24 protein-coding genes, 1 pseudogene and 1 riboswitch are annotated in these 25,528 nt (G+C 72.3%); of the genes and pseudogenes, 20 read left to right on the top strand and 5 right to left on the bottom strand.

Going from position 1 to position 25,528, the window contains the following annotated elements:
• The 3 genes and pseudogenes from EES43_RS06740 to EES43_RS06730 all read left to right on the top strand — a co-directional run.
• Positions 1-352, top strand: a pseudogene (locus EES43_RS06740) (cytochrome ubiquinol oxidase subunit I); the annotation flags it as partial.
• Positions 349-747, top strand: coding sequence for a cytochrome c oxidase subunit 4 (locus EES43_RS06735; RefSeq protein WP_124267866.1), 399 nt, complete (start codon positions 349-351; stop codon positions 745-747). The pseudogene EES43_RS06740 and the gene EES43_RS06735, both read left to right, overlap by 4 nt.
• A 126-nt stretch (positions 748-873) precedes the next feature.
• Positions 874-2,127, top strand: coding sequence for a L,D-transpeptidase (locus EES43_RS06730; RefSeq protein ID WP_124267865.1), 1,254 nt, complete (start codon positions 874-876; stop codon positions 2,125-2,127).
• A gap of 57 nt (positions 2,128-2,184) precedes the next feature.
• Here EES43_RS06730 and EES43_RS06725 read toward each other — a convergent pair whose 3' ends face one another.
• Positions 2,185-2,586 carry a DNA-binding transcriptional response regulator gene (locus EES43_RS06725; RefSeq protein WP_124267864.1) on the bottom strand — a complete coding sequence of 134 codons (402 nt, stop codon included), beginning with the start codon at positions 2,584-2,586 and terminating at the stop codon, positions 2,185-2,187.
• A 199-nt stretch (positions 2,587-2,785) separates the two neighbouring features.
• Between EES43_RS06725 and EES43_RS06720 the strand changes: the two genes are divergently transcribed.
• From EES43_RS06720 to EES43_RS06695, 6 genes are all read left to right on the top strand, one after another.
• Positions 2,786-3,406, top strand: a complete 621-nt coding sequence (locus EES43_RS06720) for an aa3-type cytochrome oxidase subunit III (protein ID WP_124267863.1) — start codon at positions 2,786-2,788, stop codon at positions 3,404-3,406.
• Positions 3,407-3,461: 55 nt separating this feature from the next.
• The gene (locus EES43_RS06715; RefSeq protein ID WP_124267862.1) at positions 3,462-4,271 is read left to right on the top strand and encodes a cytochrome bc1 complex diheme cytochrome c subunit; all 810 of its coding nucleotides are present in this window, start codon (positions 3,462-3,464) and stop codon (positions 4,269-4,271) included.
• Positions 4,268-5,320 carry a cytochrome bc1 complex Rieske iron-sulfur subunit gene (locus EES43_RS06710; protein ID WP_124267861.1) on the top strand — a complete coding sequence of 351 codons (1,053 nt, stop codon included), beginning with the start codon at positions 4,268-4,270 and terminating at the stop codon, positions 5,318-5,320. Before EES43_RS06715 ends, EES43_RS06710 begins: the two co-directional genes overlap by 4 nt.
• On the top strand, positions 5,317-6,966 hold the full coding sequence (locus tag EES43_RS06705; RefSeq protein ID WP_124267860.1) for a cytochrome bc1 complex cytochrome b subunit: 1,650 nt from the start codon (positions 5,317-5,319) through the stop codon (positions 6,964-6,966). Before EES43_RS06710 ends, EES43_RS06705 begins: the two co-directional genes overlap by 4 nt.
• A gap of 123 nt (positions 6,967-7,089) precedes the next feature.
• Positions 7,090-8,154 carry an anthranilate phosphoribosyltransferase gene (trpD, locus tag EES43_RS06700; protein ID WP_124267859.1) on the top strand — a complete coding sequence of 355 codons (1,065 nt, stop codon included), beginning with the start codon at positions 7,090-7,092 and terminating at the stop codon, positions 8,152-8,154.
• An 87-nt stretch (positions 8,155-8,241) separates the two neighbouring features.
• Positions 8,242-8,359: riboswitch (SAM riboswitch) on the top strand.
• A gap of 176 nt (positions 8,360-8,535) precedes the next feature.
• Positions 8,536-9,912 carry an aminotransferase class V-fold PLP-dependent enzyme gene (locus EES43_RS06695; protein ID WP_124267858.1) on the top strand — a complete coding sequence of 459 codons (1,377 nt, stop codon included), beginning with the start codon at positions 8,536-8,538 and terminating at the stop codon, positions 9,910-9,912.
• 63 nt (positions 9,913-9,975) lie between these two features.
• Here the strand turns inward: EES43_RS06695 and EES43_RS06690 are convergent, their stop codons facing one another.
• Together EES43_RS06690 and EES43_RS06685 are read right to left on the bottom strand one after the other, a co-directional pair.
• Positions 9,976-10,257, bottom strand: a complete 282-nt coding sequence (locus tag EES43_RS06690; RefSeq protein ID WP_124267857.1) for an Lrp/AsnC family transcriptional regulator — start codon at positions 10,255-10,257, stop codon at positions 9,976-9,978.
• Complete coding sequence (locus EES43_RS06685; protein WP_124267856.1) at positions 10,254-11,006, bottom strand: rhomboid family intramembrane serine protease; 753 nt, start codon at positions 11,004-11,006, stop codon at positions 10,254-10,256. Before EES43_RS06685 ends, EES43_RS06690 begins: the two co-directional genes overlap by 4 nt.
• Before the next feature lie 231 nt (positions 11,007-11,237).
• On the opposite strand from EES43_RS06685, the gene EES43_RS06680 reads away from it, so the two are divergent.
• From EES43_RS06680 to EES43_RS06660, 5 genes are all read left to right on the top strand, one after another.
• Positions 11,238-11,480: a hypothetical protein gene (locus EES43_RS06680; RefSeq protein WP_124267855.1), complete on the top strand. Its 243-nt coding sequence runs from the start codon at positions 11,238-11,240 to the stop codon at positions 11,478-11,480.
• A 39-nt stretch (positions 11,481-11,519) separates the two neighbouring features.
• Positions 11,520-12,881 (top strand): NYN domain-containing protein, encoded by a 1,362-nt coding sequence (locus EES43_RS06675; protein ID WP_124267854.1) that lies wholly within the window; start codon positions 11,520-11,522, stop codon positions 12,879-12,881.
• A 292-nt stretch (positions 12,882-13,173) separates the two neighbouring features.
• Positions 13,174-14,199: a C40 family peptidase gene (locus EES43_RS06670; RefSeq protein ID WP_124267853.1), complete on the top strand. Its 1,026-nt coding sequence runs from the start codon at positions 13,174-13,176 to the stop codon at positions 14,197-14,199.
• Positions 14,200-14,435: 236 nt separating this feature from the next.
• Entirely contained in the window at positions 14,436-15,464 is a 1,029-nt protein-coding gene (locus EES43_RS06665; protein ID WP_124267852.1) for a C40 family peptidase, read from the top strand.
• Positions 15,465-15,480: 16 nt separating this feature from the next.
• Positions 15,481-16,737 (top strand): hypothetical protein, encoded by a 1,257-nt coding sequence (locus EES43_RS06660; RefSeq protein ID WP_124267851.1) that lies wholly within the window; start codon positions 15,481-15,483, stop codon positions 16,735-16,737.
• On the opposite strand, the gene EES43_RS06655 is transcribed toward EES43_RS06660, so the two are convergent.
• Positions 16,713-17,978, bottom strand: a complete 1,266-nt coding sequence (locus EES43_RS06655; protein WP_124267850.1) for a glycosyltransferase 87 family protein — start codon at positions 17,976-17,978, stop codon at positions 16,713-16,715. The genes EES43_RS06660 and EES43_RS06655 overlap by 25 nt on opposite strands.
• 99 nt (positions 17,979-18,077) lie before the next feature.
• Between EES43_RS06655 and EES43_RS06650 the strand changes: the two genes are divergently transcribed.
• On the top strand, positions 18,078-19,220 hold the full coding sequence (locus EES43_RS06650; protein ID WP_124267849.1) for a glycosyltransferase family 4 protein: 1,143 nt from the start codon (positions 18,078-18,080) through the stop codon (positions 19,218-19,220).
• A 52-nt stretch (positions 19,221-19,272) separates the two neighbouring features.
• Here EES43_RS06650 and EES43_RS06645 read toward each other — a convergent pair whose 3' ends face one another.
• The gene (locus tag EES43_RS06645) at positions 19,273-21,069 is read right to left on the bottom strand and encodes an AMP-dependent synthetase/ligase (protein ID WP_124267848.1); all 1,797 of its coding nucleotides are present in this window, start codon (positions 21,067-21,069) and stop codon (positions 19,273-19,275) included.
• A 278-nt stretch (positions 21,070-21,347) separates the two neighbouring features.
• Between EES43_RS06645 and EES43_RS06640 the strand changes: the two genes are divergently transcribed.
• From EES43_RS06640 to EES43_RS06620, 5 genes are all read left to right on the top strand, one after another.
• Entirely contained in the window at positions 21,348-22,154 is an 807-nt protein-coding gene (locus EES43_RS06640) for a metallophosphoesterase family protein (protein WP_124267847.1), read from the top strand.
• A 109-nt stretch (positions 22,155-22,263) separates the two neighbouring features.
• Positions 22,264-22,713 (top strand): SRPBCC family protein, encoded by a 450-nt coding sequence (locus EES43_RS06635; RefSeq protein WP_124267846.1) that lies wholly within the window; start codon positions 22,264-22,266, stop codon positions 22,711-22,713.
• A gap of 5 nt (positions 22,714-22,718) precedes the next feature.
• On the top strand, positions 22,719-23,921 hold the full coding sequence (locus EES43_RS06630; RefSeq protein ID WP_124267845.1) for an ArsA family ATPase: 1,203 nt from the start codon (positions 22,719-22,721) through the stop codon (positions 23,919-23,921).
• An 83-nt stretch (positions 23,922-24,004) separates the two neighbouring features.
• Positions 24,005-24,475, top strand: coding sequence for a DUF5304 domain-containing protein (locus tag EES43_RS06625; RefSeq protein WP_124267844.1), 471 nt, complete (start codon positions 24,005-24,007; stop codon positions 24,473-24,475).
• Positions 24,476-24,549: 74 nt separating this feature from the next.
• Positions 24,550-25,491: an ROK family glucokinase gene (locus EES43_RS06620; protein WP_124267843.1), complete on the top strand. Its 942-nt coding sequence runs from the start codon at positions 24,550-24,552 to the stop codon at positions 25,489-25,491.
• Positions 25,492-25,528 lie beyond the last annotated feature (37 nt).

Genomic DNA, 25,528 nt, shown 5'->3' with positions numbered 1-25,528 from the left:
GCGCCGCTACGCGGACTACCTGGCCGCCGACGGCTTCACCGCGCTCAACACGATCTCGACGATCTCCTCGTTCCTGCTCGGCCTGTCGATGCTGCCGTTCTTCTACAACGTGTGGAAGACCGCCAAGTACGGCAAGAAGATCGAGGTGGACGACCCCTGGGGCTACGGCCGTTCGCTGGAGTGGGCCACCTCCTGCCCGCCGCCGCGGCACAACTTCCTCACCCTGCCGCGGATCCGTTCCGAATCCCCGGCGTTCGACCTGCACCACCCGGAGATCTCGGCGCTCGAACAGCTTGAGCACCACGCCGAGCCGGACAAGGCCCTCGCCGGCGGCAAGGAGGCGGGCAAGTGAAGATCCAGGGACAGATGTTCATCTGGCTGAGCGTCTTCATCCTCGCCATGGCCATCACCTACGGCGTGTGGTCCAAGGAGCCGGTCGGCACCACGGCGCTCTTCCTGGCCTTCGGGCTCTCGGTCATGATCGGCTTCTACCTGGCCTTCACGGCCAACCGGGTCGACGCGATGGCCCAGGACAACAAGGAGGCCGACGTCGCCGACGAGGCGGGCGAGCTGGGGTTCTTCTCCCCGCACAGCTGGCAGCCGCTCTCCCTGGGGATCGGCGGCGCCTTCGCCTTCATGGGCGTCGTCTTCGGCTGGTGGCTGCTGTACTTCTCGGCTCCGCTGCTCCTGATCGGCCTCTTCGGCTGGGTCTTCGAGTACTACCGGGGCGAGAACCAGACCCAGTGACACCCGTGGCCGGGTGACACCGCCCTACCCCACGAGGGGCCCGCGTCGCAGGAGGCGACGCGGGCCCCTCGCTCGTTTGCAGTCACTGAACGCGCTGGAACGGATGAATCTTCATAGCGTGGATTCATGAACCACACGCCGCGCATCCGCACCGTAGTGAGCTGCACCCTGCTGGTCGTCACCCTCGCCGCGGGTGCGACCGCCTGTGGCGAGCCCGACGGCCACCAGCTGTCGACGAAGCCGTACGACGCCGGTGACCAGGTCGCCTTCAACGGCCCCACCGGAAGTGAGAAGGCCGACCCGGACAAGCCCCTGGAGGTGACGGTCAAGGGGGACGACGGCCGCATCACCGACGTGAGCGCGGTGGACACGGGCGGACGCCACCTGGCGGGCGAGCTCTCGGCCGACGGGAGGCGGTGGCGCTCCACCGCCCCGCTGGCCGCCGGCACCGGATACACGGTCAGGGTCTCGACGGAGAACGACGACGGTGAACCGGGCGTCCGCACGGTCTCCTTCGACACCTCCTCGCCCAAGAAGCTGCTGAAGGTCTCCTTCGGCCCGGAGGCGGGCACCTACGGCGTCGGACAGCCCATCACCGCGGAACTCAGCGCTCCGGTCACCGACAAGGCGTCCAGGGCCACCGTGGAGCGCGCCCTGAAGGTCCGCTCCACCCCGGCCGTCACCGGCGGCTGGTACTGGGTCGACGCCAAGACGCTCCACTACCGCCCGCAGGAGTACTGGCCCGCCAAGGCCACCATCGAGGTCCGGTCCAACCTGACGGGCATCAAGGTGAGCAACGCCCTGTACGGGGCCGCCGCCAAGCCTCTGAAGATCACCACCGGCGACCGCATCGAGGCCATCACCGACGCCTCGGACCACTCGATGACCGTCCTGCGCAACGGAGAAGTGATCAACACCATTCCGGTCACCACCGGGAAGCCCGGCTTCTCCACCCGCAACGGCGTCAAGGTGGTGCTCGCCAAGGAGGAGTTCGTACGGATGCGCGGGGAGAGCATCGGCATCTCGGCCGGCTCCTCGGAGTCCTACGACCTGCCGGTCTACTGGGCCACCCGGGTGACCTGGAGCGGCGAGTACGTCCACGCGGCCCCCTGGTCCACCGGCTCCCAGGGCAACGCCAACGTCAGCCACGGCTGCACCGGCATGAGCACCGGGAACGCGGAGTGGTTCTTCGACACCGTGCGCCAGGGCGACATCGTCCAGGTCGTCGGCAGCGTGGGCGAGACCATGACGCCGTTCGACAACGGATTCGGCGACTGGAACCTGTCGTGGGAGAAGTGGCAGCAGGGCAGCGCCCTCCACCAAGGGGCGCCGGACAGCCCGCAGACGCTCCAGGCCGCCCGGCTGCGTCCCCACGTGTGATCCGGCGGAAAGGCGCGCCGCCGCGGCGCACGCCCCTCGGCGGGCCGTGGGAGCCGCTCAGGCCCCCACGGCCAGCCGGCGGCGCAGCAGCGCGGCCAGCGCGTCCGGGAACCCCACCGGGTCGACCGGCAGGGTCACCGCGGCCTCCGCGCGGCTCCAGGTGGCCAGCCAGGCGTCCTGCGGGCGGCCCATGAGCAGCAGCACCGGCGGGCAGTTGAAGATCTCGTCCTTGATCTGCCGGCAGACGCCCATGCCGCCCACGGGGGCCGTCTCGCCGTCGAGCACGCAGACGTCGACGCCGCCGCCGTCCAGCGCCGCCAGGACGGCCGGGAGCGTCGCGCACTCCAGGAACTCCACCGGGGGCACGTCCGAGGCGGGCCTGCGACCGGCTGCCAGCCTCACCTGCTCGCGGATGTTGGCGTCATCGCTGTAGACCAGGACCGTGGCGGTCGCCTGCATTGTTCCTCCGTGACATCTGTGTCTTCGGGGCTCTCGGGGCATGAACCGATGGGCGGATCGTACTCCGCCCGACTGGCTGTCAGCACCGGTCGCGACGACGATTCGATGGGCCGTTCGGCGCAGGCCGCGGGCCCTACGGATGGCACTGACACTCCGAACGGCACCCCCCGGAGTGAGGGCGGGATAAGCGACCGACATAATGTCGGTCGTGGCGACAGCAACGACAGTAGAAACCGGGCACGCGCACCCGTCGGTCAATCGGCCGAACCTCACCAGCGTCGGAACCATCATCTGGTTGAGTTCCGAGCTGATGTTCTTCGCGGCCCTCTTCGCGATGTACTTCACCCTGCGATCGGTGATGGGCCCCGAGTACTGGAAGGGGATGGCCGATCATCTGAACTTCCCGTTCTCGGCGACGAACACCACGATCCTGGTGCTTTCCTCACTCACCTGCCAGCTCGGCGTCTTCGCCGCGGAGCGGGGCGATGTGAAGAAGCTCCGGACGTGGTTCATCATCACGTTCGTGATGGGCGCGATCTTCATCGGCGGCCAGGTCCTGGAGTACACCGAGCTGGTCAAGGACGCGGGGATCTCCCTGTCGTCCGACCCGTACGGCTCGGTGTTCTACCTGACCACCGGCTTCCACGGTCTGCACGTGACAGGCGGTCTCATCGCCTTCCTGCTGGTTCTCGGCAGAACGTACGCGGCCAAGAGGTTCACCCACGAACAGGCCACCTCCGCCATCGTCGTGTCCTACTACTGGCACTTCGTCGATGTCGTCTGGATCGGCCTGTTCGCAACGATCTACATGATCAAGTAACCGGGCTCGCACCCACCCACCATCGACGCAGAAGATCCTGACACCGGGGTAATCCGTGAAAAAGCTCTCCGCACGACGACGCCATCCCCTGGCGGCGGTCGTCGTCCTACTCCTCGCGCTGGCGGCCACCGGGGGGCTGTACGCCGCGTTTGCGCCTGCGGGCAAGGCGCAGGCCGATGAAACCGCCCAGTCCCTCGCCATCGACGAGGGCAAGAAGCTCTACACCGTCGGCTGCGCCAGCTGCCACGGAACCGGCGGTCAGGGCACCACCGACGGTCCGTCCCTCGTGGGCGTGGGCTCCGCCGCCGTCGACTTCCAGGTCGGTACGGGCCGTATGCCCGCGCAGCAGCCGGGCGCCCAGGTACCGAAGAAGAAGGTCATCTACAACCAGGCGGAGATCGACCAGCTCGCGGCGTACGTCGCGTCGCTCGGCGCCGGTCCGATCACGCCGACCGACAAGCAGGTCGACCCCTCGGGCGCGGACATCGCCAAGGGCGGGGACCTGTTCCGCACCAACTGCGCCCAGTGCCACAACTTCACCGGCGAGGGCGGAGCGCTCACCAAGGGCAAGTACGCCCCGGCCCTCGACGGTGTGAGCCCGAAGCACATCTACGAGGCGATGCAGACCGGTCCGCAGAGCATGCCCTCCTTCCCCGACACGACGATGCCGGAGCAGGAGAAGAAGGACGTCATCGCGTACATCAAGTCCGTGAACGGTGAGCAGACGGCGAACCCCGGCGGCCTCTCCCTGGGCGGTCTCGGTCCCGTCAGCGAGGGCCTGTTCGCGTGGATCTTCGGACTCGGCGCACTCGTCGCGATCGCCGTCTGGGTCGCGGCCCACACCGCTAAGGCCAAGAAGTCATGAGTAGCCAACAGATTCCAGAAGAGAACCTGCCCGTAGCGCAGGAGGCCGCGCACGGCGCGGTGCAGGTCGCGGACGACCCGTTCGCCGACCCCGGGCTGCCGGCCCACAAGCCGCGCATCCAGGACCTCGACGAACGCGCCGCGAACCGCTCGGAGCGGGCCGTCGCCTTCATGTTCACCCTCTCGATGCTGGCGACGGTGGGCTTCATCGCCTGCTACGTCATCTTCCCGGTGGACAAGATCGTCTACATCTGGCCGTTCGGCCACGTCAGCGCGCTCAACTTCTCCCTGGGCCTGACCCTCGGATTCGCGCTCTTCTTCATCGGCACGGGCGCCGTCCACTGGGCGCGCACCCTGATGTCCGACGTCGAGGTCCCCGCCGAGCGCCACCCGATCGAGGCCGCCCCGGACGTCAAGGCCCAGGTGATGGCCGACTTCGCGGCCGGCGCCAAGGAGTCCGCGCTCGGTCGGCGGAAGCTGATCCGCAACACCATGTTCGGCGCGCTGGCCCTGGTGCCGCTCTCCGGCGTGGTGCTGCTGCGCGACCTCGGTCCGCTGCCCGAGAAGAAGCTCCGCACCACCCTGTGGGCCAAGGGCAAGCTGCTCATCAACATGAACACGATGCAGCCGCTGCGCCCCGAGCACGTCACCGTGGGCTCGCTGACCTTCGCCATGCCCGAGGGCCTGGAAGAGGACTCGCACGAGTTCCAGAAGGAGATCGCGAAGGCCGCCCTGATGATCGTCCGCATCGAGCCGGACGACATCAAGGACAAGCGCCAGCGCGACTGGGCCCACGAGGGCATCGTCGCGTTCTCCAAGATCTGCACCCACGTCGGCTGCCCCATCAGCCTGTACGAGCAGCAGACGCACCACGTGCTCTGCCCGTGCCACCAGTCAACCTTCGACCTCTCCGACGGCGCCCGCGTCATCTTCGGTCCGGCCGGCCACCCGCTCCCGCAGCTGCGGATCGGCGTGAACAGCGAGGGCAACCTCGAAGCGCTTGGTGACTTCGACGAGCCCGTCGGTCCTTCCTTCTGGGAGCGCGGATGAGTACTGCGACCACGAACCCGTCGCCCGCCGAACCGGCGAGCCAGCGCAAGGCGCCCGCCGGCGAGCGCGTAGCCGACTGGGCCGACGGCCGACTCGGCATCTACGGCCTGGCCAAGGCCAACATGCGCAAGATCTTCCCGGACCACTGGTCCTTCATGCTCGGTGAGGTCTGCCTCTACAGCTTCATCATCATCATCCTCACGGGTGTGTATCTGACGCTGTTCTTCCAGCCGAGCATGGGCGAGATCGTCTACCACGGCCCGTACGAGCCCATGCAGGGCATCCGGATGTCGGAGGCGTACGCCTCGACGCTGAAGATCAGCTTCGAGGTCCGCGGCGGTCTGCTCGTGCGGCAGATCCACCACTGGGCCGCTCTGGTCTTCCTGGCCGGCATGTTCGTGCACATGATGCGCGTCTTCTTCACGGGCGCGTTCCGCAAGCCGCGCGAGGTCAACTGGCTCTTCGGCTTTCTGCTCTTCGTGCTCGGCATGTTCACCGGGTTCACCGGCTACTCGCTCCCGGACGACCTGCTCTCCGGTACGGGTGTCCGCTTCACCCAGGGCGCGATCCTGTCGGTGCCGATCGTCGGCACGTACATCTCGATGTTCCTGTTCGGAGGCGAGTTCCCCGGCCACGACTTCGTGGCCCGGTTCTACTCGATCCACATCCTGCTGCTGCCGGGCATCATGCTCGGGCTGCTGGTGGGCCACCTGATCCTGGTCTTCTACCACAAGCACACGCAGTTCGCGGGTCCCGGCAGGACCAACAAGAACGTCGTCGGCATGCCGCTGCTGCCCGTGTACATGGCGAAGGCCGGAGGCTTCTTCTTCCTGGTCTTCGGCGTCATCTCGATCATGGCGGCCATCGCCACGATCAACCCGATCTGGGCGCTCGGCCCGTACCGCCCGGACCAGGTGTCCACCGGCGCCCAGCCCGACTGGTACATGGGCTTCGCCGAAGGGCTGGTCCGCGTGATGCCGGGCTGGGAGATCAACCTGTGGGGCCACACGCTCGTCCTGGGCGTGTTCATCCCGCTGGTCCTCTTCGGCCTCGTGCTCACCTCGATCGCGGTCTACCCGTTCATCGAGTCCTGGATCACCGGGGACAAGCGCGAGCACCACATCCTGGACCGCCCGCGCAACGCCCCGACCCGTACGGGCCTCGGCGTCGCCTGGATCACGGTGTACTTCGTCGGCCTCGTCGGCGGCGGGAACGACCTGTGGGCCACGCACTTCCACCTGTCGCTGAACGCCATCTCCTGGTTCGTCCGGATCGCCTTCTTCGCCGGACCGGTCATCGCGTTCATCGTCACCAAGCGGATCTGCCTCGGCCTCCAGCGCCGCGACAAGGAGAAGGTGCTGCACGGGCGCGAGTCCGGCATCATCAAGCGCCTGCCGCACGGTGAGTTCGTGGAGATCCACGAGCCGCTGTCCCCGGGACAGCTGCACACGCTCACCGCGCACGAGCAGTACCAGCCGCTCGAACTCGGCCCCGCGGTCGACGAGAACGGCGTCAAGCGCAAGATCTCCCCGGTGCAGAAGCTGCGCGCCAAGCTCAGCAAGGGCTACTACGGCGGCGACAACCAGATCGCCAAGCCCACCGTCGAGGAGTACAAGGAGATCACCGAGGGCCACGGCCACCACTGATCACCCCAGCTGATCGCCACAGCGGGAGCCCCGTCCATCCGATGGACGGGGCTCTTCGCCGTCCGTGGGGCTGGATAGGGTGGAGCCATCATCCTTACCGGCTGTGGACCCCTGGAGCGGACCATGAACGTGGCGACCCCGGACGGCGGCGACGGCGTGGCGGACCGTTCCTGGCCCGGCCTGCTGAACCCGCTGCTGCGCGGCGAGGACCTCACCTCCGGCGACACCGCCTGGGCGATGGACCGCATCATGAGCGGCGAGGCGAGCGACGCGCAGATCGCCGGCTTCGCGGTCGCCCTGCGGGCCAAGGGCGAGACGGTCGACGAGGTCACCGGCCTGGTCCGGGCGATGTACGCCCACGCCAACACCATCCACGTGCCGGGCCGCACGGTCGACATCGTCGGCACCGGCGGGGACCTCGCCAAGACGGTGAACATCTCGACCATGTCCGCGATCGTCGTCGCCGGGACCGGGGCCAAGGTCGTCAAGCACGGCAACCGGGCCGCCTCCTCGGCCAGCGGCTCCTCCGACGTGCTGGAGAAGCTCGGCGTCAACCTGGAGCTGACTCCGCAGCGGGTCGTCGAGGTCGCCGAGCGGGCCGGCATCACCTTCTGCTTCGCCGTGCGCTTCCACCCCGCGCTCCGCTACGCCGCCAAGGCCCGCAAGGAGCTGGGCGCGCAGACCACGTTCAACATCCTGGGCCCGCTGACCAACCCGGCCCAGGTCCGCGCCCAGGCCGTCGGCGTCGCCGACGCCAGGATGGCCCCCATCGTCGCCGGGGTGCTCGCCGACCGGGGCAACTCGGCGCTCGTCTTCCGCGGTGACGACGGGCTGGACGAGCTGACCACCACCGCCACCTCGCGGGTCTGGGTGGTCCGCGACGGCGCGGTGCGTGAGGAGCCGTTCGACCCGCGCGACGTTGGCCTGCCGCTGGTGCCCGTCGAGGCGCTGCGCGGCGCCGACGCCTCGTACAACGCGGACGTGGCCCGCCGGCTGCTGGAGGGCGAGGGCGGCGCGGTGCGCGAGGCGGTCCTGCTCAACTCCGCGGCGGCGCTGGTCGCGCTGGACCCGGGCCCCGGCACGCTGACCGAGCAGATCGCGGCGAAGATCGCCGAGGCGGCCTCCGCCATCGACTCCGGGGCGGCCAAGCGGGCGCTGGAGCGCTGGGTGGCGGCCAGCAACGCCTGAGAGCCGCCGGGCGGTCGACGCGGGGCGCGGTCCGGATGGCGGACCGCGCCCTTGCGCGTGTGCCTCCGTATGGCAAGATGCTGCGCAGGTCATGAGTGACAGCGACTACGGCCCCGGCCCGCTGTCCGGCAACCCTCCGTCCGTGGCGGGGTGCCCCGGGTGAAGACCAGGCCGCAGGCAGCGAGGTCTGCGGCAAGCGCGGGCCCCTCGGCATCCAGCGGATGCCGGCCCCCGGGGTCCTGGTCCCCAGGGAGCCTCTTGTGAGCAAGCGAATGCGCTAGGGCTGACCGCCCTCCTTCCGCGCACCCTTCTTCCTTCCTCCTCCTGCGCTGCCGCGTACCGCCGGCGCCGGATCTCGCCTGCCTGTCACGGGAGTCCGCCATGTCTGTCCCCACCGCTGCCATCGACCCGTCGGTTTGTGCCCCGCTGCCCGTTCTGGGCCAGGACGTCACTGTTCCGCTCGTCACCGGCGGAGAGGTCGGCTACGCCGCCCTCGACTACGCCGCCAGCGCCCCGGCCCTCCAGCGGGTCTGGGACGACGTGGCCGCCTACGCCCCGTACTACGGCAGTGTCCACCGCGGCGCCGGCTACCTCTCTCAGCTCTCCACCGACCTCTTCGAGAGCAGCCGCCGCACGGTCGCCGAGTTCCTCGGCTGCCGCGCGGACGACCAGGTCGTCTTCACCCGCTCGACGACCGACTCGCTCAACCTGCTGGCCGCCGCGCTCCCGGCCGACTGCCGGGTGTACGTGTTCGAGACCGAGCACCACGCGTCCCTGCTGCCCTGGCGCGATGCCCGGGTCACCTACCTCGACGCCCCGCGCACCCCGGCCCAGGCGGTCGCCACCCTCGACCGGGCGCTGGCCGACCGCGGCGACACCGGCCCCGCGCTGGTCTGCGTGACCGGCGCCTCCAACGTCACCGGCGAGCTGTGGCCGGTGGCCGAACTGGCCGCCGCCGCCCATGCGCACGGTGCCCGGATCGTCCTCGACGCCGCGCAGCTCGCCCCGCACCATCCCGTCGACATCGCCGCGCTGGACGTGGACTGGGTCGCCTTCTCCGGCCACAAGCTCTACGCGCCCTTCGGCTCCGGCGTGCTGGCCGGCCGCGCGGACTGGCTCCGGGAGGCGGAGCCGTACCTCGCCGGGGGCGGCGCGTCCCGCAAGGTGGCCCGGCGCGCGGACGGCGGCGTGGAGGTGGAGTGGCACACCACGGCCGCCCGCCACGAGGCCGGATCGCCCAATGTGATCGGCGTCCACTCCATCGCCTCCGCCTGCCGGGCGCTGACCGAGGCGGGCTTCGCGTCGCTGGTCGCCCGGGAGCAGGAGCTGGTGGCCCGGGTGCGCTCGGGGCTCGCGGAGGTGCCCGAGGTGCGGGTGCTCTCGCTCTTCGGCGACGACGCCCCGCGGGTCGGCGTGATCTCCTTCGTGGTGCGCGGCTGGAACAGCTCGCACTTCGCCGCCGCGCTCTCCGCCGAGTACGGCATCGGAGTCCGCGACGGCCTCTTCTGCGCGCATCCGCTGGTGCGGACCCTGCTCGGCAGCGACCCGCAGGACCCGGGCGAGTGCGGCGCTCCGGAGGCCGAGCCGGGCGAGCGCTCGCTCAACGCCATCCGGGTGAGCTTCGGGGCGGGGACGCCGGACGAGCACATCGAGCGGTTCGTCCGCGCGGTCGCCGAGCTGGTCGCCGAGGGTGCTCGGTGGAAGTACCGGACCGAGGACGGCCGCTGCGTCCCGGACCGCGGCGCGGCCCAGGTCTGACGCGGCCGGCCCGGCCGGGAGGGGCGGCGCGCTCCCTCCCGGCCGGGCCGTACGGGTGTGCCGCTACGCGTCGAGGCCGATGGCGAACGCGGCCTCCAGGTCGTGCTGCGAGTACGTGCGGAAGGCCACGTGGGTGTCGGTGGCCTCGACGCCCGGGATCTTGCTGATCCGGCCCGGGATGACGTCGGCGAGGTCGTCGTGGCCGGCCACCCGGACCATGGCGATCAGGTCGTAGGTGCCGGTGACCGAGAAGACCTCGCTGACGCTGTCCAGCGCGGCGATGGCCTCGGCGATCTCCGGAATCCGGTCCACGCTGGTCTTGATGAGAACGATCGCGGTGATCACGGCTGGCTTTCTCCCTCGGTGGCCGTGGCTGGAGACTTCACTCTAGCCCCACCCCGACAGCGTCCCCAGGCGTAGAGGAACCCGGCGGCGAACCCGGCGACATGCGCCAGATAGGCCACGCCGGGACTGCCGTCCGCCGTCCGCGCCGCCGCCCACTGGAGGCCGAACCAGAAGATCAGCACGATCCACGCGGGGAAGCGCAGCGGCAGGAAGAAGAGGAACGGGAAGAGGCTGGTGACCCTGGCGCGGGGGAAGAGGCGGAGGAACGCCCCGAGCACCGCGGAGATCGCGCCCGACGCGCCGACCAGCGTCTGGCCGGAGTCGGCGTGCACCGCCGCGTAGCAGACCAGCGCGAGGTAGCCGCAGCCCACGTAGAAGAGGGAGAACTCCACCCGGCCCATGCGCTCCTCGGCCATCGCGCCGAACACGTACAGGAACAGCAGGTTGCCCAGCAGGTGGAGCCAGCTGCCGTGCACGAACAGCGCGGTGAACGGGGTGGTCAGGGCGTGCGCCGAGCCGTCCCACAGCTCCGCGGGGATCACACCCCACCGCTCGAAGTAGCCGGCCTGGGCGGCCAGCAGCTCGTCCTCGCTTCCGTAGGAGCGGCTGAAGCCGGAGAGCGGGCTGAGCAGGAAGACGGCGCAGCACAGGGCGATCAGCCCGTAGGTGACCGGAGCCGCGCCGGCCGCCGCCGCCACCTGGGCCCGCCATGCCGTGGTCCGCCGGTCGCCCCGCCGCCAATCGATCATGTACAGAGCATGGCGTACCGGGAGGTACCCGGACATCGTGCCTCGCCGGATCGTTCCCGATCGTCGTGCCGGCGGGTATACGCGAGGCCGTAGGGTTACGCCAGGACTCCGCAGTTCGACGGCGCACCGCGAGATCCTTGACGTGAGGGACGACGGGACACCCCCTGGTACGGGAAGTCGCGGCGGCGCGCCCGGCGCGGGCTCTCGGAGACGACGAAAGAGGACGCAACGATGACGACGGTTCCCCTGCCGACCGACGGGACCCGCTGGCGCTGCACGCTGTGCGGCAATCTCACGCGCTTCGACGTGACGCGGTCGTCCAAGGTCGTGGAGTACGTCCACCTCGACCTGGCCGGTGAGCCGAGTGTCGAGGAGCGGGAGGTGGTCAGTGAGACCATCGAGTCGGTCCGCTGCCGTTGGTGCAACGCGGTGGACCAGATCGAACTGGTGGACAGGCCGGGCGCCGCCTCCTGAGGGAGCGCGCCGACAGACATATCTATGGGGTGACGGACGGTGGATCAGCCGACCAGCGGCGCCGGACCGGCCGACGCGGCCGACGGTGGCGCAGAGGCGCTCGACCGCCCGCTGCCCGAAGGAGTACGGCGTCGGGTCGTCGCGCTGGTCTCGGACGCCTTCGGCGGCCTGACCGTCGCCGAACTCCCGGCTCAGCTACGGCAGTACGCCCGGTTCACCCCGTCCCGGCGGGCCAAGTTCGCCGGGAACGCCATGGCCGCCGCGCTGGAGAGCGACGCGCTCTTCCGGAGGCGCATCGGCGAGCGCCTGAGCCAGTCCCAGCCGGAGCTGGCCGGTGCGCTGGAGGCGGGGTCGCCGCCGGCCGCCGCCGATCCGGTCGACGTGGCGGCAGCCGCCTACGTGCTGCGCCCGACGGGCTGGGTCAAGCTGGTCGAGGCGGCCGGCGAGGAGGTCCAGCGCGCCGACGCGGAACGGGCCGACGAGGAGTCCCGGCGCGAACTGGAGCAGCTGCGCGAGGAGCTGGAGCGGGCGCGCGCGCAGACACGCACGGAGACCGAGCGGTTGCGCGCCGAGCTGGAGGCCGCCCGCAAGGAGGCCGAGGCGCTGCACCGCAAACTGCGCAGCGCGCAGAGCGAGGTCAAGCGCGGCGAGGCGGCCCTGCGCCGCAGTGCGGCCGAGGGCGACGCCCTGCGCACCGAGGCGGCGGCCCAGGTGTCCGCGGCCGAGAGCGAGTCGCGGCGGCTCAGGGGGCGGCTCGGCGAGGCCGAGGCCGCGCTGGAGGCGAGCCGCAGGGCCGCCCGCGAGGGCCGGTCGATGGAGGACATGCGGCTGCGGCTGCTGCTGGACACCGTGCTGGACGCCGCCTCGGGCCTGCGCCGGGAGCTGGCCCTGCCGCCGGTGACGACCCGCCCGGCCGACAGCGTCGACGCGGTGGAGCCCGGCCGGATGTCGCCCAAGGACATCGCGGCCAGGGCGCTCTCGGAGACGGACCCGGCGCTGCTGGACCAGTTGCTGGCGCTGCCGCAGGCGCATCTCATCGTGGACGGCTACAACGTCACCAAGACCGGTTATCCCCAGATGCCGCTGGAGAAGCAGCGGTTGCGGCTGCTGGGCGGCCTGTCGGTGCTGGCGGCGCAGACCGGCGCGGAGATGACCTGTGTCTTCGACGGCGCCGAACTGGCGGCGCCGGTGCTCCTGGCCCCGCCGCGCGGGGTGCGGGTGCTGTTCAGCAAGGCCGGGGTCACGGCCGACGAGCTGATCCGCCAACTGGCCCGCGCGGAACCGCCGGGCCGGCCCGTGGTAGTGGTCTCCACCGATCGCGAGGTGGCGGACGGCGTGGCGAAGGCCGGAGCGCGGCCCGTCGCGTCCCTCTTGCTCCTGAAGAGACTTTCGCGCGTCTAGGGCGTGATGTGCGGCATGGGGTGACATGCCGTATTTTTGGGAACGTACCGTCAAGTCGCCGCTACGCATGGTGTGATGCGGACGGAGAAGTAACTGTTGTGACGAGAAAAATCCTGTGAGGATTTGAACTGATCACAAGTTGGTCACTAGGGTCAGCTCTCGAACCTTCGCACGGTTGATCACCCATCCGGGGTGGCAGCGAAGGAACCGCCGAGTCCGTGACGTGCACGGAGCCGGGGATTCGTCCCCCACAGCCCGGTAGGCGGCTCTGAGGAAGAAGGAGCTCGCCTTCGTGGCGTCCCACCGTCGTCCCAAGCAGCCGAGCCGCACCCGCGTGACCGTGCTCACCGCGACCGCCGCCGCGGCCGTGGCCCTGACCTCCCAGGCCGCCCACGCCGACCCGAAGCCGAGCAAGAGCGAGGTCAAGGCGGAGATCGACGACCTCTACCACGAGGCCGAGGCCGCCACCGAGAAGTACAACGGCGCCAAGGAGCAGCAGGACAAGCTCAAGAAGCAGGTCGACGCGCTGCAGGACAAGGTCGCCCGCGGCCAGGACGAGCTCAACACCCTGCGCGGCGAACTCGGTTCGATCGCCACCGCGCAGTACCGCTCCGGCGGCATCGACCCCTCGGTGGCCCTCTTCCTCGCCTCCGACCCGGACGACTTCCTCGACGAGGCGTCCGCGCTCGACCAGCTGACGGTCAAGCAGACGGAGTCCCTCCAGAAGATCCAGGCCAAGCAGCGCACCCTCGCCCAGCAGCGCGCCGAGGCGCAGGACAAGCTCGGCGACCTCGCCGACGTGCGCAAGGCCCTCGGCGAGAACAAGCGGAAGTACCAGGGCAAACTCGCCGACGCGCAGCGCCTGCTGAACACCCTGACGGCGGCCGAGCGCGCCAAGATGGCCCAGCAGGAGGAGCGCGCCAGCCGCGCCGCCGGCGACCGGGTCGAGCTCGGCAACGAGGTCCCCGCCTCCCAGCGCGGATCCGCCGCCCTCAGCGCCGCGGCCACCCAGCTCGGCAAGCCGTACGTCTCCGGCGGCTCCGGCCCCAACTCCTATGACTGCTCCGGGCTGACCCAGTGGGCCTACGCCCAGGCCGGCGTCAACATCACCCGGACCACGTACACGCAGCAGAACGACGGTGTGAAGATCGGACGCAGCCAGCTCAAGCCGGGCGACCTGGTCTTCTTCAACAGCCTGTCGCACGTCGGCTTCTACGCCGGCAACAACCAGATCCTGCACGCCCCGAAGCCGGGCGCCGTCGTGCGCTACGAGTCGATGGACTACATGGGCACCTTCCAGTTCGGCGTCCGGATCTGACGCCCGAACGAGCGAATCGCCCCACCCCGCGCTGACACCCCCGCCCCGCCAGGAGACCGAGGTCACCGGCGGGGCGGCGGCGTTCGACGCCCGGTACGCCACGGCGTCGGTCGTTGGCCGCCGCGTAGTCGTCCGATTACTGTCTGCCTGCTGTGCGGCTCCCGGTGATCCGTCCGCCCGTCCCGGGCGGCAGGGGCCGCGCGTCACAGCGTCAGCGGAAGGGAGCGCGGCTTCCTGTGGTGTCCCATCGCCGTCCTACACAGTCCGGCCTCAACCGGAGCGTCCGCGCCACGGTCCTCTCGGCCGCCGCCGCCACCGCGGCGGCGACGCTCACCGGGGCCCCGGCCAACGCCGACCCGCAGGACGCCCGGGAGAGCGCGGTCGCCGCCGTCGACCGGCTCCTCGGCGAGGCGGAGCGGGCCACCGAGCGCTACAACGAGGCCGGGGAACGCGCGGAGTCGCTGCGCCAGGACGCCGAACGGGCCCAGGACCGGGCGGCGCGCGAGCAGGAGGGCGTCAACCGGATGCGCGACGAGCTCGGGGCCATCGCGGGCGCGCAGTACCGCACCGGGAGCATCGACCCGGCCCTCGCGCTGCTGCTCTCCTCCGACCCGGACACCTACCTGGAGCGGGCCGCCGCGCTCGACCGGGTGGGCGCGCGCCAGTCGCTGACCCTGGACAAGCTCCGCCGCGCGCAGCGCGCGCTCGCCCAGACCCGCGCCGAGGCCGGCCACGCCCTCGCCGAGCTGGAGCGCGACCGCGCCGCCGTCACCCGGCACAAGCGCACCGTCGAATCCCGCCTCCGCCAGGCCCGGCGGCTGCTGGCGTCGCTGCCGCCGCAGGAGCGGGCCTCCTTCGACCGGGCCTCGCGCACCGGGCGCGACGGCGAACCCGACCTCTCCGGCGTCGCCCCCGGCTCGCCCCGGGCCATGTCCGCCGTGGCCGCCGCCCGCCAGGCGCTCGGCCGCCCCTACGTGTGGGGCGCCAACGGGCCCTCCGGATTCGACTGCTCCGGGCTCATGCAGTGGGCCTACGCCCAGGCCGGGGTCGCCCTGCCGCGCACCTCGCAGGCCCAGCGGTACGCGGGCCGGATGGTGCCGCTCTCCCAGGCCCGCCCCGGCGACCTGGTCGCCTACCGGGCGGACGCCAGTCACATCGGCATGTACGTCGGCGACGGCCAGGTCATCCACGCCCCGTATCCGGGCGCCCCGGTCCGCTACGACCCGGTGGGCATGATGCCCGTCTCCTCCGTCACCCGGATCTGACCGTACGATCGGCAGGGTGGCCGTACGGAGACCTGACGCGCGGCGGGGCAGCCCCCGCGGCCCCCGGCGTGCGGCGGGCCTCGTGCTCGCCGCCCTGCTGACCGCGTCCGCCTGCGCGGCCCCCGGCCCCACGGGCGCCGAATCCGCGGCCCGGGGCATCGGCGCCGCCCTCGACCGCCGGGCCGCCGCCGTCCTCGGCCACGACCCGGCCGGCTACCTCGACGCCCTGGCCCCCGGAGCCACCGGGCTGCGCGCCGCCCAGCGGGCCGAGTTCGCCAACCTCGCCGACGTCCCGCTGAAGTCCTGGACGTACGAGGTGAAGGGCGTCACCGGCCGCTCCGGCGACCGCGCCACCGCGGACGTGGAGCTGCGCTACCGCATCGCGGGCTACGACTCCGCCCCGGCCGCCGCCCGCCGCACCCTGGAGCTGACCCGGGACGGCGCGCGCTGGTACATCACCGCCGACCGGCCCGCCGAGGGCGCCGCCGGCCAGCTCTGGCAGCAGGGCGAGGTGGACGTCGTGCGGGGCGCGCACAGCCTCGTCCTGGGCGTCGGACGGCCCGCGCGGGAACTGCGCGAGGTCGCCGCCGTCGTGGACCTGGCCGTACCGGCCGTCTCGGACGCCTGGCCGCGCCCCTGGGCGCGGCGGGTGGTCGTCCTCGTACCGGACTCCGTCGAGGACATGGCGGAGCTGCTGGGCTCCGCCGAGGAGGCCGGCTACCGGGGCATCGCCGCCGTCACCACCGGAGAGGTCGGCACCGGCCGCCGACCGGCCCTCGCCGACCGGGTCATCGTCAACCCGCGGGCGTACGAGCAACTGGAGGGCTTCGGCCGCCGGGTGGTCCTCACCCATGAGACGACCCACGTCGCCGCCCGGACCGCCACCTCGAAGTCCACGCCCGTCTGGCTCTCCGAGGGATTCGCCGACTGGACCGCCTACCGGGGCGAGGACCGCACGGCCCAGGAGATCGCGCCGGAGCTGACCGACGCCGTCCGGCGCGGCGAGCCGCCCGCCGCCCTCCCCGCCGACGAGGACTTCGGCTTCGACGGCGAACCCGGCAGCCTCGCACGGGCCTACGAGAGCGGCTGGACGGCCTGCGCCCTCATCGCCGAGAACTGGGGCGAGAAGAAGCTCGCCGCCTTCTACGCCGCCGTCGGCGGCCACCCGGGCCGCGACGGAGCGGTCGAGCAGGCCCTGCGCACGGTGCTGGGCACCACGCCGGAGCGGTTCGCCGCGGACTGGCGCGACTACCTGAGCGCCCGGCTCGGCTGACCGGCCCCGCGCCCCGGTGCGGCCCCCGACGCCTCGTCCGCCTTCCCGGACCGCGCCCCGGGCACCGCCGCGCGCCACAGCCGCCGCGCGGCGACCAGCGAGGCCGCCACCAGCAGCCCGTTGCGGACCACCAGGAGCGTCACGCCCGACGCCTCGCTCGCCACCACCTGCGCGAACCCGATCGGGAACTCCAGCAGCGTGACACCCGAAGCCGCCAGCACCAGGGCGGCGGGCAGCACTATCCGGCCCGCCCGGAAGGCCAGGCAGACGGCCGCGAGCCCGACCAGCCACACCAGGTACTGCGGGCTGATCACCCGGCTCGTCGTGGTGAACAGCAGGACCGCCGTGAAGGCGGCGTCCGCGGCGGTGTGGACGGTGAACGAGCGCGCCCGCAGCCGCCACACCACCAGCCAGCCCATCGCCAGCACGCTGAGGACCAGCGCCAGCCGGGAGACCAGCGCCACGTACGGGCCGAGGAACTCCACCGAGCCGTAGTTCATCTCCACCCGGCCCTCCCAGCCGAACCACCGCGCCACATGGAACACCAGCGCGCCCAGCGACTCGATCTCCGTGCCCCGGTCCCGCTGGAAGGCCAGGAACGCGAAGCCCCCCGGCATCCAGAGCGTGAAACCCGCGGCCAGCCCCGCCGCCGTCAGTCCGGCCGCCGACCAGGCCCGCCGCGCCGGCCGCCCGCGCCGGACGCCCACCAGCAGCAGCGCCGGCCACACCTTCAACAGCGCCCCGAACGCCGCCAGCGCCCCCAGCACCCGGGGACGGCGCGCCCCGGCCAGCAGCGCCGCCACCGCCACCGCCGTCACCATCAGGTCGTACCGGGCGTACGCGGTCGGCCCCAGCAGCGGCACCCCCGCGATCCACGTCCAGGCCCCGGCCGTCCGCATCCCCGGCCGCCGCGCCGCGCCCAGCAGCAGGCCCAGCACCAGCGCGTCGCAGAGCAGCACCAGGACGAAGAAGGCGCTCGCGTACTCCAGGAACGGCAGCAGGGCGGGGGAGAGGACCGCCAGCGCGGCGGCGGGCGGATACTGCCAGGTCACGTCGTTCAGCGGGTAGGAGCCCGCGCGCAGGATCTCGTACCAGCCCCGGTAGATCACCGACACGTCCACCGTGACGTCCGGGCCCGGGACGGCGACCACCTTGTACACGCACAGCAGCAGCCCGGCCCGGGTCAGCGCCCACACCGCGTACGGCAGCGCACGCGCCCCGGCCGTCGCTCGTCCCGTCATCGCCGCCCTCACCGCTTCCGGCCGTGGTCAGGCGGCCCATGATGCCGGGCACGGAGCGCGCGAGCGGTGAAGCGCGGCCGTTGGGTACTGTCGGCGGCGATGGACAAGACCTTGATCGTGACCAACGACTTCCCGCCCCGCCCCGGCGGCATCCAGGCGTTCCTGCACAACATGGCGCTGCGTCTGGATCCCGACCGGGTCGTCGTCTACGCCTCCACCTGGAAGCGCGGCGAGGAGGGTGCGGCGGCCACCGCCGCCTTCGACGCCGAGCAGCCGTTCACCGTCGTCCGCGACCGTACGACGATGCTGCTGCCGACCCCGCGCGTCACCCGGCGCGCCGCCGGACTGCTGCGCGAACACGGCTGCGCCTCCGTGTGGTTCGGCGCCGCCGCCCCGCTCGGGCTGATGGCCCCGGCACTGCGCCGGGCGGGCGCCAGGCGGCTGGTCGCCACCACGCACGGCCACGAGGCCGGCTGGGCCCAGCTGCCCGCCTCCCGCCAACTGCTGCGCCGGATCGGGGAGGGCACGGACACGATCACCTATCTCGGTGAGTACACCCGCTCCCGGATCGCCGCCGCTCTCACCCCCGAGGCCGCCGGCCGCATGGTGCAACTGCCGCCGGGCGTCGACGAGAAGACCTTCCACCCCGCGTCCGGCGGGGACCGCGTCCGGGCCCGCCTCGGCCTCTCGGACCGGCCCGTCGTCGTCTGCGTGTCGCGGCTGGTCCCGCGCAAGGGCCAGGACACGCTGATCCTCGCCCTGCCCGCGATCCTCGCGCGGGTGCCCGACGCGGTGCTCCTGATCGTCGGCGGCGGCCCGTACGACAAGGACCTCCGGCGGCTCGCGGCCCGGACCGGCGTCGCGGACTCGGTGCGCTTCACCGGGGCGGTGCCCTGGGCGGAGCTGCCCGCGCACTACGGGGCCGGGGACGTCTTCGCGATGCCGTGCCGCACCCGGCGCGGCGGGCTCGACGTGGAAGGGCTCGGCATCGTCTACCTGGAGGCGTCCGCGACCGGGCTGCCCGTCGTGGCGGGCGACTCGGGCGGCGCCCCGGACGCCGTGCTCGACGGCGAGACCGGCTGGGTGGTGCGCGGCGGCAGTGCCGAGGAGGCGGCGGAGCGGATCGTCGTCCTGCTCGGCGACGCGGAGCTGCGCCGCCGGATGGGGGCGCGGGGCCGCGCCTGGGTCGAGGAGAAGTGGCGCTGGGACCTGCTCGCCGAGAAGCTCAAGACCCTGCTGTGAACGCACACGGGGCCCGCGCCGGCGAAGGCGCGGGCCCCGCGCGCGTACCCGGTCAGGTGCGGTAGATCGACTCGACCTCGTCCGCGAAGTCCTTCGCCACCACGTTGCGCTTCAGCTTCAGCGACGGCGTGATGTGGCCCGCCTCCTCGGTGAACTGGGCGGGCAGGACGCGGAACCGGCGTACGGACTCGGCCTTGGAGACCGCCGCGTTGCCGTCGTCCACCGCCCGCTGCACCTCCGCCAGCAGATCCGCGTCCTCGCGCAGCGAGAGCGCCGTGGAATCGGCCGGCTTGCCGTGCTCCCGGGCCCAGCGGCCCAGGAACTCCTCGTCGAGGGTGACCAGCGCGCCGACGAACGGACGTCCGTCGCCGACCACCATGCACTCGGCCACCAGCGCGTGCGCGCGGATGCGGTCCTCGATCACCGCCGGGGCGACGTTCTTGCCGCCCGCCGTGACGATGATCTCCTTCTTGCGCCCGGTGATCGCGAGGTATCCGTCCTCGTCGAGCGTGCCGATGTCCCCGGTGTGGAACCAGCCGTCCGCCAGCGCCTCGGCGCTGGCCGCGTCGTTCTTCCAGTACCCGGTGAACAGGTGCTCGCCGTGCAGCAGCACCTCGCCGTCGTCCGCGATCCGCACCACGGAGCCGGGCAGCGGCTGGCCGACCGTGCCGATCTTCGGCCGGTCCCACGGGTTGAAGGCGGTCGCCGCGCAGGTCTCGGTCAGGCCGTAGCCCTCCAGGACCGTGAAGCCGATGCCCCGGTAGAAGTGGCCGAGCCGCTCGCCCAGCGGAGCGCCGCCGGAGATCGCGTACTCGCCGCGTCCGCCGAGGACCGTGCGCAGCTTGCCGAAGACCAGCTTGTCGAAGAGCCGGTGCTTGAGCCTCAGCCCGAACGACGGGCCCTGCGCCGTGCCGAGCGCCCGGCTGTAGGCGATCGCCGTGTCGGCGGCCCGGTCGAAGATCCTGCCCTTGCCGTCCGCCTGCGCCTTGGCCCGGGCCGAGTTGTAGACCTTCTCGAAGACCCGCGGCACACCGAGGATCAGCGTCGGCCGGAACGAGGACAGTTCGTCGGTGAGGTTCTTGATGTCCGGCACGCAGCCGAGCTTGATCGGGGCCATCACCGAGGCCACCTCGACCAGCCGCCCGAAGACGTGGGCGGCGGGGAGGAACAGCAGCACCGAGCACTCGTCGGTGCGGAACAGCGGCTTCAGCCGCTCCACCACGTTGCCGCACTCGGCGAAGAAGCTGCGGTGCGTGAGCACGCAGCCCTTGGGGCGGCCCGTGGTGCCCGAGGTGTAGACGATCGTCGCCGGATCGTCCGCCTTGGCGCTGACCATCCGCAGGTCCATGGTCTCGTCCGAGACCTCGGCGCCCGCCGCCTCCAGGTCCCCGATCGCGCCCCGGTCGATCTGCCAGACGTGCTCCAGCTCCGGAAGCGCGCCGCGCACCGAGGCGACGGCCTCCGCGTGCGCCTCGCTCTCCACCAGTACCGCCACCGCGCCGGAGTCGCCCAGGATCCACTGCACCTGCTCGGCGGAGCTGGTCTCGTAGACCGGCACCGTGACCGCGCCCGCGCTCCAGATCGCGAAGTCCAGCAGCACCCACTCGAAACGGGTGCGCGACATCAGGGCGACCCGGTCGCCGGGCTGCACGCCCGAGGCGATCAGCCCTTTGGCCGCGGCTCTGACCTCGGCCAGGAACCGCGTGGCCGTGACGTCCGCCCAGGCTCCGGCCACCTTGCGGCTCATCACCGCGACCTCGGGGTGCTGAGCGGCGTTGCGGCGGATGAGATCCGTCAGGTTGCCGTCCGTCGGGACCTCGTACAGGGCCGGAAGGCTGAACTCGCGCAAGACTGCTGCTCCTCATCGGGCTCCGGTGCCACGGCTCTGTGTGACGCACCGGCTGCGGTCCAGGAGTGGCGGGTGCTCAGCGGGGCGAGCACGACTGGACTGCCCGGACGTTACCCACCGGTACTCGGTTCCCGATAGGGGGTTCCGGCCAGATGTCTTATGCATCACACGGAGACGCGGTCCTCGGCGCACAGTAGTCCACCGCCCTCACGACCGTGAAGTAACCGCAGGTCCGGACGGTCTACCCAGCGGCTCAGGCGGCCCTCTAGGGTGGCCCCATGCGAGGCAGCGAACCGGACAGCCGGGCCCCGGGCGCACCGGCCACCCGGGTCCACGTGATCAGCGACGTGCACGGCAACACGGAGGCGCTGGCCCGCGCCGGGGACGGCGCCGACGCCCTGATCTGCCTCGGTGACCTGGTGCTCTTCCTCGACTACGCCGACCACTCGCGCGGCATCTTCCCCGACCTGTTCGGCCGGCGGAACGCCGACCGCATCGTCGCGCTGCGCACCGCCCGCCGCTTCGAGGAGGCCCGCGCCCTCGGCCGGGAGCTGTGGGCGGGCCGGGACCGCGACGCCGAGATCCTCGGCGCGGTGCGCAAGCAGTACGCCGAACTCTTCGCCGCCTTCCCCACCCCGACGTACGCCACCTACGGCAACGTCGACGTTCCCGGCCTGTGGTCGGAGTACGCCCGCCCGGGCACCACCGTCCTGGACGGCGAACGCGTGGAGATCGGCGGACGCGTCTTCGGCTTCGTCGGCGGCGGCCTGAAGAGCCCCATGAACACCCCGTACGAGATCGGCGACGAGGAGTACGCGGCCAAGGTCGCCGCCCTCGGCCCGGTCGACGTGCTCTGCTCGCACATCCCGCCCGACCTCCCCGAGCTGACCTACGACACCGTCGCCCGCCGCTTCGAACGCGGCAGCCGCGCCCTGCTGGACGCCATCCGCACCACCCGCCCCCGGTACGCGCTCTTCGGCCATGTCCACCAGCCGCTGGCCCGCCGGATGCGCGTCGGGGCCACCGAGTGCGTCAACGTCGGCCACTTCGCCTCCACCGGCACGCCCTGGGCGCTGAGCTGGTGACCGCGGGAGCCCGGGGCGCGGACCGGCGGGCCCCGCGTACGCGATAGCCTGCACAGCGGCAGACCTCTGCCGAACGCGACCGGTTACACCGCACTGGAGGGCCACGGCGATGGCTGAACACACCAGCTCGAGCATCACGATCGAGGCGGCGCCGGCCGACGTCATGGGAGTGATCGCCGATTTCGCCCGCTACCCGGAGTGGACCGGCGAGGTCAAGGAGGCCGAGGTCCTCTCCACCGACGACCGCGGCCGGGCCGAGCAGGTCCGCCTGGTCCTCGACGCCGGGGCGATCAAGGACGACCACGTCCTCGCGTACACCTGGACCGGCGAGAGCGAGGTCAGCTGGACCCTCGTCAAGTCCCAGATGCTGCGCGCCCTGGACGGCACCTACGCGCTCGCCCCGATCGGCGGCGGCGAGCGCACCGAGGTCACCTACCGGCTCGCCGTCGACGTCAAGATCCCGCTGCTCGGCATGATCAAGCGCAAGGCCGAGAAGGTCATCATCGACCGGGCGCTCGCCGGTCTGAAGAAGCGCGTCGAGTCCGCCCGCAAGGGCTGAGAGCCGTGCGTACGGTCCTGGTCACCGGCTCCGGCGGCGCAGGCCGTACCACCGTCGCGACGGCGACCGCCCTGGCAGCCGCCGCGAACGGCCGGCGCACCCTCCTGATCACCGCCGACGCCCCGTCCCCACTGCCCGGCCCGCCCGGCTCCGCCGAACCGGCCGGGATCGCCGACGGCCTCGACCACGTCCGCGTCGACTCCGGCGAGCACTTCCGCGCCGAACTCACCGGACTCCAGGACCGCGCCTCCGGCCTCCTGGACCTCCTCGGCGCCCGCCGGCTGGACGGCGAGGAGCTGACCGAACTGCCCGGCAGCCCCCAGCTCGCCCTGCTCCACACCCTGCGCCGCGCCGCCGAGGGCGACTGGCCCGGCCCGGCCTACGACGTCCTCGTCGTCGACCTGCCGCCGCTCGGCGAAGCGCTCGCCCTGCTCGCCCTGCCGGAGCAACTGCGCCGCTACCTGCGCCGGCTGCTGCCCGCCGAACGCCAGGCCGCCCGCGCCCTGCGCCCGGTGCTCGCCCAGCTCGCCGGCGTCCCGATGCCCGCGCGCTGGCTGTACGAGGCCGCCGCCCGCAAGGACGCCGAGCTCGCCGCCGTACAGGCGCTCCTGTCGGACCGCGCCACCACGCTCCGCCTGGTCGCCGAACCCGGGCCCGCCGCCGAGGACGCCCTGCGCGCCGCGCGCACCGGCCTCGCCCTGCACGGGCTGCGCGCCGACCTGCTCGTCGCCTCCCGCGTCCTGCCCCGGCACTCGTCCGACCCGTGGTTCGCCGCGCTCGCCGCCCGGCAGGAGAAGTGCCTGGACCACTGGAACCAGGAGTGGGCCCCGGCGACGCCCGTGCACGAGGCCGCCCACCTCGGGCACGACCCCCGCGACCTCGCCGACCTGCCCGCCCTCGGCGTCCCCGCCCCGGACGAACGGACACCGGGCCGGGCCGAGGACCCGTGGTGGACCGAGGAGGAGCCGGCGGCGGACGGCGGCCCCGCCGTCCTGACCTGGTGCCTTCCGCTGCCCGGAGCCGCCAAGCGGGACCTGCGGCTGGTCCGGCGCGGCGACGAACTGCTCCTGACCGTCGGCCCGTTCCACCGGATCGTGCGGATCGCCTCCGCCCTGCGCCGCTGCACCGTCTCCGGCGCGGCCCTCGCCGACGGCGTCCTGCGCGTCCGCTTCACCCCGGACCCCGCGCTCTGGCCGCGCACGTCCTGAACGGGCCGCGTCCGTTCGGGTAACGTCGGTAGTACGAGTCCCGCACGGCGAGCAGCCGGCACCCCGCGTCGCAGGAGTCCGCCATGAGTGAAGCCACCGATCGTCCCGCCGACGACGACGCGTGGGCCGACGCCTGCGCCGAGGACCTCGCTCAGGAGAAGGCCCGCCGCCGCGCCCACTACGGGGCCGAACCCGGCTCCGCCGCCGAGGAGCTGCGCAGGCTGGTCGACGCGGTGGCCGACAAGGTCTCCTCGCTCCAGTCCCCGCTGCTCGGCGTCGCGGCCCAGGGCGCGGTGCAGCAGGTCATCCGGCAGGCCAGGTCCGCCGTGGAACCGGTCATCGAGCGCAACCCGCGGGTCTTCGACCACCTCGCCGCCGCGGGCGGCGAGCTGCTGGCCGCCTACCGCTCCGCCGTCGAGGGCCAGGAGAGCCGCTGGACCCGCACCACCGAGGGCGGCTCGGGCACGGCCGGCCCGTCGAAGAAGGCCGCCGAGGACCCGTCCGACCCGCGGGACGAGGGCCCGGCGGGCAGTGAGCGGATCGACCTGGACTGACCGGGCCCGGCAGGGCCGGGCCCCGCCTCGGGTACGGTTGCCCCTAGCGGGGCTCGACCGGAACTGAGGGATTCATGGGACTCACCATCGGCGTCGATATCGGCGGCACGAAGATCGCGGCTGGAGTGGTCGACGAAGAGGGCCGGATCCTCTCGACGTTCAAGGTAGCGACGCCACCGACGGCCGAAGGCATCGTCGACGCGATATGCGCGGCCGTGTCCGGGGCGAGCGAGGGACACGAGGTCGAGGCCGTCGGCATCGGGGCCGCCGGTTACGTCGACGACAAGCGCGCCACCGTGCTGTTCGCGCCGAACATCAACTGGCGCCACGAGCCGCTCAAGGACAAGGTCGAGCAGCGCGTCGGCCTGCCGGTCGTCGTCGAGAACGACGCCAACGCGGCGGCCTGGGGCGAATACCGCTTCGGTGCGGGCCAGGGCCACGACGATGTCATCTGCATCACACTCGGCACCGGCCTCGGCGGCGGCATCATCATAGGCAACAAGCTCCGTCGCGGGCGCTTCGGCGTGGCCGCCGAGTTCGGCCACGTCCGGGTCGTCCCGGACGGCCTGCTGTGCGGCTGCGGCAGCCAGGGCTGCTGGGAGCAGTACGCCTCCGGCCGCGCGCTCGTGCGCTACGCGAGGCAGCGCGCCAACGCCACCCCCGAGAACGCCGCCGTCCTGCTGGGCCTCGGCGACGGCTCGGTCGAGGGCATCGAGGGCAAGCACATCAGCGAGGCCGCCCGCCAGGGCGACCCGGTCGCCATCGACTCGTTCCGCGAGCTGGCGCGCTGGGCCGGCGCCGGACTGGCCGACCTCGCCTCGCTGTTCGACCCGTCCGCCTTCATCGTCGGCGGCGGCGTCTCGGACGAGGGCGAACTCGTCCTCGACCCGATCCGCAAGTCCTTCCGGCGCTGGCTGATCGGCGGCGAGTGGCGTCCGCACGCCCAGGTGCTCGCCGCCCAACTCGGCGGCAAGGCAGGACTGGTGGGCGCGGCCGACCTGGCCCGCCAGGGCTGAGCCCGCCGGGACCGCCGGACCGCGCACGACGCACCGG

It is taken from the genome of Streptomyces sp. ADI96-02, from assembly GCF_003846185.1.
Classification (GTDB): Bacteria; Actinomycetota; Actinomycetes; order Streptomycetales; family Streptomycetaceae; genus Streptomyces.
This window is presented reverse-complemented; position numbering and strand designations above follow the sequence as displayed.